Here is a 13,370-nt window from a genome sequence, read left to right as displayed (position 1 = left end):
GGTGAGCGCTGACGCTTAGTTGCCGTAGACCGGGAACTTGGCGCAAACGGCTTTGACCTGGCCACGGATGCGGTCGATTACCGACTCATCGTTGAGGTTGGCGAGGATCTCGCAGATCCAGCCCGCCAGTTCGCGGCACTCGGCTTCTTTGAAGCCGCGGGTGGTCACAGCCGGGGTGCCGATGCGCAGGCCGGAGGTGACGAACGGCGAGCGCGGATCGTTCGGGACCGAGTTCTTGTTCACGGTGATGAAGGCGCGACCCAGGGCGGCGTCGGCGTCCTTACCGGTGATGTCCTGCTTGATCAGGCTGAGCAGGAACAGGTGGTTCTGCGTGCCGCCGGAGACCACGTCGTAGCCGTTCTCGATGAACACCCCGGCCATGGCCTGGGCGTTCTTCACCACTTGTTGCTGGTAGGCCTTGAACTCCGGTTGCAGGGCTTCCTTGAAGCACACCGCCTTGGCGGCGATCACGTGTTCCAGCGGGCCACCCTGGGCGCCAGGGAATACCGCGGAATTGAGCTTCTTCTCGATCGCTTCGTTGGCCTTGGCCAGAATCAGGCCGCCGCGCGGGCCGCGCAGGGTCTTGTGGGTGGTAGTGGTGACCACGTCGGCGAACGGCACCGGGTTCGGGTACACGCCAGCAGCCACCAGGCCTGCGACGTGGGCCATGTCGACGAACAGGTAAGCCCCGACTTTGTCGGCGATAGCGCGGAAGCGTGGGAAGTCCAGCACCTGCGAGTAGGCGGAGAAGCCGGCCACGATCATTTTCGGCTGGTGCTCGACAGCCAGGCGCTCGACTTCGTCGTAGTCGATCAGGCCGTTGCTGTCGATGCCGTACTGCACGGCGTGGTAGAGCTTGCCGGAGGAGCTGACGCTGGCGCCGTGGGTCAGGTGACCGCCGTGGGCCAGGCTCATGCCGAGGATGGTGTCGCCGGCGTTCAGCAGGGCCAGGTACACCGCGCTGTTGGCTTGCGAGCCAGCGTGCGGCTGGACGTTGGCGTAATCGGCGCCGAACAGCTGCTTGGCGCGGTCGATGGCCAGTTGCTCGACCACGTCGACGTATTCGCAACCGCCGTAATAACGCTTGCCCGGATAACCTTCGGCGTACTTGTTGGTCAGTACCGAGCCTTGGGCTTCCATCACCGCTGGGCTGGTGTAGTTCTCCGAGGCGATCAGCTCGATGTGCTCTTCCTGGCGCTGGGCTTCTTGCTCCATCGCGGCGAACAGGTCGGCGTCGTAGTTGGCGAGAGTCGTTTCACGGCTGAACATGGCAATCCCCTGAGAAAAATCAGCTGGGCGGTTGTAAGAGGGGGCGGATTCTACCGCATCCGTCGCTACCTGGCACATGACGGTCGGTCATGTGACGGATAAGCGGGGCTCATTGTGCGTAGGTTGGCGCGTAGGTTGGCGCGTAGGTTGGCGCTGAGCCAAAGGCGATGCCCAACAACCGGCCTGCAAGGCCGGGCGTTCAAGTTCGAGACCGCGAATAGGGCGTCGCAGGGCGACTCCTTGTTGGGCATCGCCACGCTTAGCGCCAACCTACGAAGAGCTGAGTTCGTACCGAAAAAGCACTCAGCTCAGCATAAACAGCGCGGGGCCGCTGAACTGGGCGGCGAACTGGTTGGCGGTCATGGGTTTACCAAACAGATAGCCCTGGACTTCGTCGCACTCGTGTTCACGGAGGAAATCCAGCTGTTCCTGGGTCTCCACCCCTTCGGCAATCACCGCCAGATTCAGGCTGTGGGCCATGGCGATGATTGCGCGGGCGATCTGCGCGTCCTGTTCGCCGGCGGGCAGGCCATCGACGAAGCTGCGGTCGATCTTCAGGACGTCGATCGGGAACTGCTTGAGGTAGTTCAGCGAGGAGTAACCGGTGCCGAAATCGTCGACCGCGATGCTCAGGCCGAGACGCTTGAAGCCCGCGAGGATCTGCATGGTTTCATCGACGTCGCGCATCAGGATGCTTTCGGTCAGCTCCAGCTCCAGGCACGCCGGCGGAATGCCGCTGTCTTCCAAGATGCTGGCGATGCGCAGGCCCAGCTGGCCTTCGGCGAATTGCCGGGCCGAGAGATTGACCGACACCTTCGGCACCCGCACCTTGGCGTGGTGCCAGGCTTTGAGCTGGCGGCAGGCCTCGGCCAGGACCCAGTCGCCGACCTGTACCACCAGCCCCAGCTCTTCCAGCACCGGGATGAATTCAGCGGGTGCGACCAGACCTCGGCGCGGGTGCCGCCAGCGCAGCAATGCCTCAACACCGGTCAAACGCTTGCCGTTGCCACTGAACTGAGGCTGGTAATAGAGCACGAACTGCTGCTGTTCGAGGGCATGCCGCAGGTCGCTTTCCAGCTCCAGGCGCTCCAGGGCCGTGGCGTTCATCGCCGCCTGGTAGAACTGGAAGTTGTTCTTGCCGCGCTCCTTGGCGTGATACATGGCGGTGTCGGCATTCTTCATCAACTGGCTCAGTTCGTTGCCGTCTTGCGGGCTGAGAGCAATGCCGATACTGGCGGTGACGAAGAACTCCCGGCCTTCGAGGATGAAGGGCTGCGCCAGGCTGGAGAGAATCTGTTCGGCGACATGAATCGCCCGGTTCAGCGCGCCCTCGCGAGTGCCGCGTGGCTGGAGCAACAGGGTGAATTCGTCGCCACCCATGCGCGCCACGGTGTCGTCTTCGTCGACGCAGGCCGCCAGGCGCAGCGCCACGTCCTTGAGCATGCGGTCGCCTGCGGCGTGGCCGAGGGAGTCGTTGATCGGCTTGAAGCGGTCGAGGTCGAGGAACATCAGCACCACCCACTCCTGATGCCGTTCGGCATGCTGCAGGGCGGTGTGCAGGCGATCCTGGAACAGGGTGCGGTTAGGCAGGTGGGTCAGGGCATCATAGTAGGCCAGACGGTGGATGCGTTGCTCGCTGGCCTTGCGCTCGCTGATGTCGCTGAAGAAGCACACATAGCTGACCAGATCGCCTTCTTCGTCCTGCACCGCGGTGATCCCGACCCAGGCCGGAAAGTTTTCGCCGTTGCGCCGCTTCAGCCAGACCTCGCCTTCCCAGCTACCGTGCAGGTTGAGTTGGCTGAGGATGTAGCGCAGGTGGTGGGCCTGCTGGCGGTCGGCGGTGAGCATGCCGGGCAATTGGTCGAGCACTTGCGCGCTGGAATAGCCGCTGACACGGCTGAATGCTTCGTTGACCTGGACGATATAGCCGACCGGGTCGGTGACCAGAATGGCCGCGGTGGAGTGTTCGAACACCGTCGCGGCCATCCGCAGGTCTTTCTCGGCGCGGCGCTGCTGGCTGATATCGCGGCCAACACCGAGCAAGCCTTCGAAGCGCCCGTGCTCGTCCCACATCAGGGTCAGGCGCAACTCCACCGGAATCTTGCGACCATCGAAATGCATGCAGTCGAACAGGAACAGCTGCGTCGGCAGTTGGCTGCGCAACTCGCTCAGGCGCTGCGGATCGCCGAGCGCTCTGCGCACACGCTCCAGCAGCAGATAGAAGCCAGCCAGCTGGCGCGGGTCGGCGGCGACGCTGTGGAGGTTGTTGCCGATCAGCCATTCGGCGCTGTAGCCCAGCATGGGTTGTACCGAGGGGCTGACGTAGTCGAGCTGCAGGCTGCTGTCGGTGGAGAAAATCACATCGCTGATGCTTTCCGCCAGCAGGCGGTAGCGCCGCTCGTTGTTGCGTAGCAGTTCGCTGGCTTCGATCTGCTCGGTGACGTCCTTGGCCACCCCGATCAGGCGGCTGACGCGGCCAGCCGAGTCGCGACTCAAGGCCTGTTCGCGGATATCGAACCAGTGCCAGTTGCCGTCGCGGTGCCGACAGCGCAAGTGGCATTGCAGCAGCAGGCCGTCGCCGACCACCTGCTGCAGGTTGCGCAAGCGCTGGTATTGTTCGATATCGTCCGGGTGCAGCACGACCTCCCAGAAGCGCTCGCCCATCTCGAGCAGTTCGGCCTTGCTGTAGCCCAGCTGCTGGCCGAGGCGGTTGTTGCTGAACAGCACCCGCTTGTTGCTCATGTCATGCACGTATAGGGTGTCCGGCAGCGCCCGTACCACCTCCGACCAGAAGCGCTCGCGCTCGATCAGTGACAGCTCGACGCGTTTGCGGCTGGTGATGTCGCTGATGCTCAGGGTCACCGCGTGGTAATCCTCGGGCAACTCAGGTAAGCGCAGAACCAGCCATAGATGGCGCTCGTGGCCTTGCGGGGTGACGACCCGGCTCTCCAGCTCTAGCTGGCTCTGGCCGCCCAGCACGGCGGCGATCAGCTGGAAGCGAATGCCGTCGGCGCGCACTGGGCCGCAGTCAATCAGGTGCTGCCAGGCCTGCTCGGCAGAGCGGACGCCGAGTAAGCGCAAGGCCACTTGATTGCTCTCGGTAACCCGCAACTGTTGGAGCAATTCCTGGTGGCGCTGGGGATGGCCCTCCAGCCACTGGCTCAGGCTGCCGTGGTCATGCAAGCCCTGGTGCAACAGATAGTGGCGCAGACCGGCCAGATCGAGTACGCAAAGGGCGATGCCGCTGCCTTCGAAGATGTCCTGGTAGCGCCGTCGGGTTTCCTGCAGCACGCGCAGGGCTTGCTGTTGCTCGGTGACATCGCGCAGCACCCAGACATGCCCAAGGTGCTTGGAGCCCTCGCTGAGATCACTGCGGGTCACGGTGAACAGGCGCCGCTGGCCGTCCTGCAGGAGCTCCACCAGCTCCGGGGCGAGGTCGTTGTGCAGGCTCGGGCCGTGCAGCAACAGCGGGTCGAGCCCGGGCAGCAGCTCGAGCAAGTGGTGGCCGTGCGCCTCGTTAGCGCGCAGGCCGAACAACTGCTCGGCTTGCGGGTTGAGGTAGCGCAGCTGACCATCGCTCTGCGTCACCAGCACGCGCTCTTCGATGGCCCGCAGGGCGCTGTCGGCATGCTGCAGCGAGCGGCGCGAGGCAGCATTCAGTTCGCGCAGGCTGCGTTGTTCGCGCAGCAGACGCAGCAGTGCCAGCAAGGTGAGTAGGGCGCAGAAGATAAACAGCAGAAATTTGCCGGCTAGCTCAGGCAATAGTTCAGCCGTTGCCCGGCGCTCATCGAACAGGCTGCGCAGCTGCCAGTCGCTGCCGGCCAGGGGGGGCAGCAGCAGGCTTTGTGCCTGCTCAGCGGCGGTGACGGGCATGGCGATAGAGCTGTCGTGCGGCAGCTCCGGCTGACGGAGGATCACCCGCTGGGCCAGGCGATCCTCGAGCAGCCAGGAGTGCTCACCGTTGTCAAAGCCACGCAAGCCATTGCGCAGCGCTTCCAACCCTATGCGCACGACCCAGTAACCACTGGTTTGCGCATCCGCCGTTTGGCGCAACAGCAGATAGATCTGGCCGCCGTCACGACCGCTGAAGGCAAAGTGATAGGGCTGGCCGAGGTTGCGCTGCAGCAGGCTGGCGAGGAAGGGCGCGTCATCTGCTGCGGCCTGGCTGTCGGCGAGGACGCTGCCACGCGGGCTGAGCCAGACCAGGCTGCGCAGTGCCGGAAAGATCTCCCGCAGGCTGTTCAATAGGCTGCTGCGCTGCTCGAGCTCCGGCGGGCGCAGGGCATTCTGGCGCAGCAGGGCGAGGCCGGCGTGGGCCTTGTATTCCATGCTCAGGGCCAGGTGCTCGGCCAACTGCTGACCGAATTCGTGCTCGCGTTGCTGGCGATGCGCCTGGCGTTGCTGGAGCTCCTGGTACAACTGCCCCAGCAACAGCCCGAGCATGAGCAGCACCAACAGCACCAGGACGCCTTTCACCGAACCCGGCAAGGGGGTGGCGAGCGGGTCGCCAGGCGCGCGCTTGGAGGTGGATGGCTTGGGCTTGGGCACGAACGAAGATCCTGCAGTAACGGCTTAAATTGGGCAGGTGGCGCGCCGCCGACCTTAAGTCGGGCGCGCGCGGGTCGGCTAGCATGCCTATAAATGTGGCGAAGTGCCAGTTGGCCCGACGAGCGTCGGTTTGCCCTGCGGGGCACATTCCGGTAGCTTTGCCGCACGCGCGCGGGAGCGCCGGCCTCCAGCACTCAACGGCTTGTTGAGACGCTTGGTCCCCGCCCAAGCAGTGGTTAGGCTCTTTAGCTGCAAAAGCCTGCTCATTGCCTGTTGCGCGAGCTCTTTCCTGGCTCGCGCTCTAGTCATCAATGTCTGTCACAGAAGCTAGGTTCCTCATGGCTCAATACGTCTACACCATGCATCGGCTGGGCAAAGTTGTGCCGCCGAAGCGGGAAATCCTCAAGAACATCTCCCTGTCCTTCTTCCCCGGCGCCAAGATCGGTGTGCTCGGCCTGAACGGTTCGGGTAAGTCCACGCTGTTGAAAATCATGGCGGGCGTCGATACCGAATTTAACGGTGAGGCGCGACCGATGCCGGACCTCAACATCGGTTACCTGCCGCAGGAGCCGCAGCTGGACCCGGCAAAGACCGTGCGAGAAGTGGTCGAAGAGGCCGTCAGCGTGATCAAGAACGCCCAGGCGCGCCTGGACGAGGTCTACGCCGCGTACGCCGAGCCGGATGCCGACTTCGATGCGCTGGCCGCCGAGCAGGGCAAACTCGAAGCCATTCTGCAGGCCTCCGACGGTCATAACCTCGAGCGCCAGCTGGAAGTCGCCGCCGACGCGCTGCGTTTGCCGGCCTGGGATGCCAAGGTGGTGCACCTTTCCGGTGGTGAGAAACGCCGCGTCGCGCTGTGCCGCCTGCTGCTGTCCGCTCCGGACATGCTGCTACTGGACGAGCCGACCAACCACCTGGACGCCGACTCGGTGGCCTGGCTGGAGCACTTCCTCCACGACTTCCCCGGCACCGTGGTGGCGATCACCCACGACCGTTACTTCCTCGACAACGTCGCCGGCTGGATTCTCGAACTCGACCGCGGCGCCGGCATTCCTTACGAGGGCAACTACTCCGGCTGGCTGGAGGCCAAGTCCGACCGTCTGGCCCAGGAGTCCAAGCAGCAGTCGGCTCACGAAAAGGCGATGAAAGAAGAGCTGGAGTGGGTGCGTAAAGGCGCCAAGGCGCGGCAGTCGAAATCCAAGGCGCGTCTGCAACGCTTCGAGGAAATGCAGTCGCAGGAATTCCAGAAGCGCAGCGAAACCAACGAGATCTACATCCCGGCGGGTCCGCGTCTGGGCGACAAAGTCATCGACTTGAACAATGTCTGCAAGGGTTACGGCGACCAGGGGTTGATCGACAACCTGTCATTCAGCATGCCCAAAGGCGCCATCGTCGGTGTGATCGGCGGTAACGGTGCGGGTAAATCCACCTTGTTCCGCATGCTGATGGGCAAAGAAGCGCCGGACTCCGGCAGCATCGAAATCGGTGAAACCGTCAAGCTGGCCTGCGTCGACCAAAGTCGCGATGACCTCGACGGTGGCAAAACCGTGTGGGAAATGATCTCCAATGGCTCCGATGTGATCCGCATCGGCAACTACGAGATTCCTTCGCGTACCTACGTCGGCCGCTTCAACTTCAAGGGCGGCGACCAGCAGAAATTCGTCAAGGACCTGTCCGGTGGTGAGCGTGGCCGCTTGCACCTGGCGCTGACCTTGAAAGAGGGAGCCAACGTGCTGCTGCTCGACGAACCATCCAACGACCTCGACGTGGAAACCCTGCGTTCGCTGGAAGAAGCGTTGCTCGACTTCCCCGGCGCGGCGATTGTGATTTCCCACGATCGCTGGTTCCTCGACCGGGTGGCCACGCACATCCTGGCCTACGAAGACGACTCGCAAGCGGTGTTCTTCGAAGGCAACTACAGCGAGTATGAAGCCGACCGCAGGAAGCGCCTCGGCGATGCCGCAGCCCAGCCGCACCGGGTACGGCACAAGAAGCTCGTGCAGTAAGCGCCAGTGGAATAAAAAACGGAGCCTGCGGGCTCCGTTTTTTATGCCTGCGTTTCTTGGCGAGTTGGAGGGATAACAGGTTATCTATCCAGGGAACGGAGATGCGTAGGGTGGGCAATGTTTTTTTGGGGGGGCAGAGGTGGCGGTTAACACCAGATAGGCAAATGGGTATTGGCTGCTGGTCCTGCGGTTTGTTGGCTTTGACGTTGTGCCCGAGCCTGTTATCGCGCTGGTGGATGCTTCTGGTTGTGCCCTCTCGGGCGAGGCTTTGCTGGGCGTAGGAGCGAAATTATTCGCGATGGGGTAGCACCGAGTCGCTCTTGTTCGCGGATAAATCCGCTCCTGCAAGGGGCGGCGCGCGGCAGGACTCCGCCCCCGAGTTCCGTGAAGAACCTTTTTTCTTGCCCACCAAGTGGCGTTCGGCGCCGCAAAGGTGGATGGGTGAAGCGCCATCCACCCTACACTGCTAATAGTGATACCACTTCAGTTCCAGTTTGATTTCATTCTCCGGCGCGCTCAGCTGGCTGAATTCACGCTGGGCGGAGAGGCGCAGGCCGAGGTTGCGCGAGACTTCCCACTGCTGATTGAGGCTGAGTTTGCGGCGTACCTCGCCGTTGTAGAAGTAGTCGCCGGCAGCCTCCAGGCTCAGGTTGCCCAGCGGGTTGTGCCAGAGCAGGCCGGTATTGAAGCCGGCGGCAGGGGCGATAAAGGTGGCGAAGTCTGTGTTGTTTTCGATTCGCAGCGTGCCCAAGGCAAAGCCCAGCATCTCATCGCTCAGCTGCCAGGTGCCGCCGGCGCCGCCATTCAGGTGCGTGACCAGTCGCTCGTCGCCGTCTTCACCGTGGACACGCTCCAGGCCGCTGGCGACTTGCCAGGACCATGGCTTGAGCAACTGATTGCGCGGCGTCAGTGAGCGGATGGTGGCCAGGTCCAGGCGTTGCAGTTGCCAGTGGTTACTCTCGTATTGGCGCAATTTGAGCTGCAGGATCTCGATCTGCGCGCCCAGCGGGAAGCCGTACATGTTGTCGTTCAAGTCGTGATAGGCCATGCGTAGGCCGTACTCGGCAAAAGCGCGGTCATCACGGCTGCCGGCGCCCAGTTGCCAGGTGCGCGATTCATGCCCGTCTTCCGGCAGGCCGGGGCGTTTCACTTCAAGCGCTGGTGGCGGGTTCTGGTTGATCGACTGCAACAGGGCGAAGCTGCGCTGGGCGCTTGCGCTGTCCCGCGCTTCGCCATTGGCACGATAGCGCGTCAGGCGAAACGCTGCGTCCTGAATCAGCGCTCGACGCTCTTTCGGCAGGCGTTGCAGCTCAGGGTTGTTCAGCTGGCTTTGACCATCGGCGAGCAACAGCACCCAATCCTGTTCCTCCGAGCTGAGGGGCTTGGCGCGGGCCAGCAGTTCGTGTTCTCGGGACGGGCGATAGTCGGTGCGTTCCACCAAACCGGCGTTTTTCACCGCGCGCACGGTATCGGTGGGGATGGCGGTGAGGGGGAATTGCTCGGTTAGCTCGAGGCCGGGGCGGGCGATTTCCAGCAGTTCAAGCAGGCGATAGGAGCAGTTTTCGTCGAAGAAGAAGTAGTCGAACTGGATCTGTTTCAATTCCCAGACATGCTCGACCATCCGTGCGGTTTCCTCTGGCGTCAGGTTCAACCGGTATTCCCACAGGTCGCGGTTTTCCAGGCTGCGGTACTCGGCGAGTTTCTCGCGATAGGGCACCAGGGCAAACAGCCCAGGGTAGCCGCCCATCAGGCCTTTCCAGGCATAGAGGATGCTGTTGTCCATGCCCTCGATAAAGGCGCCGAAGTTCAGCGCATAGCTGAGCAGGGCAGTGTTGTTGCTCTGTACGTCGGCCTGATCGATGCGCAGCAAGGTGTGGCCGAACATCGAAGAGGGGCTGTTCAGGTAGGCCGCGGGGAAGATCAGCACGCTGCTGTGCGGGGCGATGTCCTTGAACCAGGCGGTGAACTCGCTGCAGGCGGGTTGCGGCAGATCGCGCAGTTGCAACTGCTCGCGAAGCCAGCGGGTGCGGGCGGGGTAAACGCATTGGGCGTGTTTATCGCCACTGCCAGCGGGGGCGTACAGGGCTTTGAGCGTGGCGGCCAACTCCGCGGTGGGGTCACTGTCGCCGTTGGCGGCGAGGAAGAACTGCTCGTCATCGACATAACTGCGCCAACCACCGAGCTTGCCGGTTTCATAGTGGCCGAGGGCGATCCAATACGGATCGGCGGCCAGTGCGTTCAGGCGCTCATCAGGCAGGTTTGGGGCGGCCTGCAGAAAGGTGCAAGTGCATAGGGCCAGAGAGAATAAAATCCGTTTCAACGTGAGCGTTCTTCTTCTAAGGCAATGCGCGAAACTTTGAGGATGCCCTATGCGGGTGTCAAGGCTGTCGGTCCAAGGCAATTGCGCAAGTTTTTTCTGCGTCTCGTGCAGGCTGTGCAGCAGCGTCCACACTTACAGGAGGCTTTGCTTTAGGAGTGTGCACCATGACTGCCTTCGACCCTCGGGCCGCGCTAGATGCCATGCTCGCTGAGAACGGCGCGCGGGCGAATGCCATTCGCGAAGACCTGGCCCGTAGTCACTCGCCGGATTTCGCCGAACAGGCCCTCCAGCGGCAGAATGACGAAGTGCTGGAGGCCTTGCTGGCCGAGAGCGAGGCGGCTTTACGGCTGGCGGGCTTGGCCAAGCTACGGCTGGCGGAGGGTACTTATGGTTACTGTCTGCGCTGCGGCGAGCCAATTCAGCCGGCACGCTTGGCCATTATGCCGGCTGCCGAGTACTGCCTGGCCTGTGCTGATCTGGGCAATTGACGCCACTCACTGTGAACGCCTTGCCAGGTGTAATCAGCCAGCGCCAGAATGCGGCCATCTCCCGCGGTTTTGCCCCGCCCGATGTAAGGATTCCCGATGCCTGATCCCGTTGCTGCCGGCCTGCGCCTGGCGCCCGATGCGCTGACTCGTCCCTTCGATGCCAGCCAGTTCAACTTCACCGTCACCGATGACCTGGAGCCCTTCCGCGGCGTGCTCGGTCAGGAGCGTGCGGTTGAAGCCCTGCAGTTTGGCGTGGCGATGCCGCGCCCCGGTTACAACGTGTTTGTCATGGGCGAGCCGGGTACCGGCCGCTTCTCATTCGTTAAGCGTTACCTCAAGGCTGAGGCCAAGCGCTTGGAAACGCCGTCGGACTGGGTCTACGTCAATCATTTCGACGAGCCGCGCGAACCGCGTGCGCTGGAACTGCCGCCGGGCACCGCGAGCGCTTGTATCAGCGATATCGAGGTATTGATCGATAACCTGCTGGCGACCTTCCCGGCGGTGTTCGAGCACCCGGCCTATCAGCAGAAGAAAAGTGCCATCGACCGCGCGTTCAACCAGCGTTACGACCGTGCGCTGGATGTGATTGAGCGGCTTTCGCTGGAAAAGGAAATCGCCCTCTTCCGCGACAGCAGCAACATCGCCTTCACCCCGATGAAAGACGGCAAGGCGCTGGACGAGGCCGAGTTCGCGCAACTGCCGGAGGCCGAGCGTGACCGCTACCACGCCGATATTTCGGCGCTGGAGGAACGCCTCAACGAAGAGCTGGCCAGCCTGCCGCAATGGAAGCGCGAGTCGAGCAATCAGCTGCGTCATCTGAATGAGGAAACCATCACCATCGCCCTGCAGCCGCTGCTCGCGCCGCTGTCGGAAAAATACGCGGAAAATGCCGGGGTCTGCGCCTACCTGCAAGCCATGCAGGTCAATCTGCTGAAAACCGTGGTCGAGCAGTTGGTGGATGAAAACAAGCTCGATGCGCAAGCCCGCAAGTTGCTGGAGGAGCAGTACAGCCCCAGCCTGGTGGTAGGCCATCACGTCAGCGGCGGCGCGCCGGTGGTGTTCGAGTCGCACCCGACCTACGACAACCTGTTCGGTCGCATCGAGTACAGCACCGACCAGGGCGCGCTCTACACCAGCTATCGGCAGTTGCGGCCGGGGGCATTACACCGAGCCAACGGCGGCTTCCTGGTGCTGGAAGCGGAAAAAATGCTCGGTGAGCCGTTTGTCTGGGATGCGCTGAAGCGCGCCCTGCATGCGCGCAAGTTGAAGATGGAGTCGCCGCTCGGCGAGTTGGGGCGTTTGGCGACGGTTACGCTGACCCCGCAAGTGATTCCGCTGCAGATCAAAGTCATCATCATTGGTTCGCGCCAGCTGTATTACGCCCTGCAGGACCATGATCCAGACTTCCAGGAGATGTTCCGCGTCCTGGTGGATTTCGATGAAGACATTCCGCTGGCCGACGACAGCCTGGAGCAGTTCGCTCAACTATTGAAAACCCGCACCTCGGAAGAGGGTATGGCGCCGTTGACAGCTGGCGCGGTGGCGCGGCTGGCGACCTACAGCGCGCGCCTGGCCGAGCATCAGGGGCGGTTGTCGGCCCGTATCGGCGATCTGTTCCAATTGGTCAGCGAAGCCGATTTTATCCGTCAGTTGGCCAACGATACGGTGACCGACGCCGGGCATATCGAGCGCGCGCTGAAGGCCAAGGCCACGCGCACGGGCCGAGTCTCGGCGCGCATTCTCGATGACATGCTGGCCGGCATCATCCTGATCGACACCGCCGGCGCCACAGTCGGTAAGTGCAACGGTCTGACGGTGTTGGAGGTCGGCGACTCGGCCTTTGGGGTGCCCGCGCGGATTTCCGCTACGGTGTATCCAGGCAGCAGCGGTATCGTCGACATCGAGCGCGAGGTCAATCTCGGCCAGCCGATCCACTCCAAGGGCGTGATGATCTTGACCGGCTACCTCGGCAGCCGTTACGCCCAGGAATTCCCTCTGGAGATTTCCGCCAGCATTGCCCTGGAGCAATCCTACGGCTATGTCGACGGCGACAGCGCCTCGTTGGGTGAGGTCTGCGCGCTGATCTCGGCGTTATCGCGTACACCGTTGAAGCAGTGCTACGCCATCACCGGTTCGATCAACCAGTTCGGGGAAGTGCAGGCGGTTGGTGGGGTTAACGAGAAGATCGAAGGTTTCTTCCGGCTCTGCGAAGCGCGCGGCCTGACCAGTGAGCAGGGCGTGATTATCCCGCACGCCAACGTCGCCACGCTGATGCTCGATGAGCGCGTGTTGCAGGCAGTGCGCGCCGGCCTGTTCAATGTCTATGCGGTGCGCCAGGTCGACGAAGCGCTCGGTCTGTTGGTGGGCGAGGCCGTCGGTGCGCCGGATGCCGACGGTCAGTTTCCCGAGGGCAGCGTCAATGCTCGGGTGGTCGAGCGACTGCGTGAGATTGCCGAGCTGGAGTTGGAAGACGATGAGAAAAACGCAGAGCAGGACAAGCAGCCAAAGAGTCCGGCGCAGGCCGCCAAACCGCAGGACAGCAAAGCCGCTGGATGAGCCTTAGGGCGCTCAATGACCCGGCTGGCCGTTCAATGGCTGGTCAGTCATTGAGCAGATTGGTGCCAGCTACGGCGGCTGGCATCTAGCCCGGCTTTCCCACGCGTAGTCCACAGAGTTATCCACAGCGAACGGGGATAATCGCAGGCTTCCCTGAACCGCCTGACGGGGTGTAGTCTGAAA

The 13,370-nt window shown here is 62.8% G+C and carries 6 protein-coding genes; 3 read left to right on the top strand and 3 right to left on the bottom strand.

The window, feature by feature from the left end; translation table 11 throughout:
• Nucleotides 1-15 precede the first annotated feature (15 nt).
• Together glyA and D3879_RS01380 are read right to left on the bottom strand one after the other, a co-directional pair.
• Nucleotides 16-1,269 (bottom strand): serine hydroxymethyltransferase, encoded by a 1,254-nt coding sequence (gene glyA / locus D3879_RS01385; protein ID WP_119952352.1) that lies wholly within the window; start codon nucleotides 1,267-1,269, stop codon nucleotides 16-18.
• A gap of 303 nt (nucleotides 1,270-1,572) precedes the next feature.
• Nucleotides 1,573-5,712, bottom strand: a complete 4,140-nt coding sequence (locus D3879_RS01380) for a bifunctional diguanylate cyclase/phosphodiesterase (protein ID WP_119954850.1) — start codon at nucleotides 5,710-5,712, stop codon at nucleotides 1,573-1,575.
• Between the two features lie 443 nt (nucleotides 5,713-6,155).
• On the opposite strand from D3879_RS01380, the gene ettA reads away from it, so the two are divergent.
• Nucleotides 6,156-7,823, top strand: a complete 1,668-nt coding sequence (gene ettA, locus D3879_RS01375) for an energy-dependent translational throttle protein EttA (RefSeq protein ID WP_119952351.1) — start codon at nucleotides 6,156-6,158, stop codon at nucleotides 7,821-7,823.
• Nucleotides 7,824-8,289: 466 nt separating this feature from the next.
• Here ettA and D3879_RS01370 read toward each other — a convergent pair whose 3' ends face one another.
• Nucleotides 8,290-10,143, bottom strand: a complete 1,854-nt coding sequence (locus D3879_RS01370) for an Lnb N-terminal periplasmic domain-containing protein (RefSeq protein WP_119952350.1) — start codon at nucleotides 10,141-10,143, stop codon at nucleotides 8,290-8,292.
• Nucleotides 10,144-10,307: 164 nt separating this feature from the next.
• Between D3879_RS01370 and D3879_RS01365 the strand changes: the two genes are divergently transcribed.
• Both D3879_RS01365 and D3879_RS01360 read left to right on the top strand, forming a co-directional pair.
• Complete coding sequence (locus D3879_RS01365; protein WP_119952349.1) at nucleotides 10,308-10,631, top strand: TraR/DksA family transcriptional regulator; 324 nt, start codon at nucleotides 10,308-10,310, stop codon at nucleotides 10,629-10,631.
• Nucleotides 10,632-10,727: 96 nt separating this feature from the next.
• Nucleotides 10,728-13,187 (top strand): Lon protease family protein, encoded by a 2,460-nt coding sequence (locus tag D3879_RS01360; protein WP_119952348.1) that lies wholly within the window; start codon nucleotides 10,728-10,730, stop codon nucleotides 13,185-13,187.
• Nucleotides 13,188-13,370 lie beyond the last annotated feature (183 nt).

This window comes from Pseudomonas cavernicola (genome assembly GCF_003596405.1).
Lineage (GTDB): Bacteria > Pseudomonadota > Gammaproteobacteria > Pseudomonadales > Pseudomonadaceae > Aquipseudomonas > Aquipseudomonas cavernicola.
The sequence above is the reverse complement of the archived record's forward strand: the minus strand, read 5'-3'. Positions and strand labels throughout refer to the sequence as shown.

Bases quoted from the DNA above. Each gene is read 5' to 3' on its own strand.
- D3879_RS01365 (WP_119952349.1), top strand. From the start codon at position 10,308: ATGACTGCCTTCGACCCTCGGGCCGCGCTAGATGCCATGCTCGCTGAG.
- D3879_RS01380 (WP_119954850.1), bottom strand. From the start codon at position 5,712: ATGCTCGGGCTGTTGCTGGGGCAGTTGTACCAGGAGCTCCAGCAACGC.
- ettA (WP_119952351.1), top strand. From the start codon at position 6,156: ATGGCTCAATACGTCTACACCATGCATCGGCTGGGCAAAGTTGTGCCG.
- glyA (WP_119952352.1), bottom strand. From the start codon at position 1,269: ATGTTCAGCCGTGAAACGACTCTCGCCAACTACGACGCCGACCTGTTC.
- D3879_RS01360 (WP_119952348.1), top strand. From the start codon at position 10,728: ATGCCTGATCCCGTTGCTGCCGGCCTGCGCCTGGCGCCCGATGCGCTG.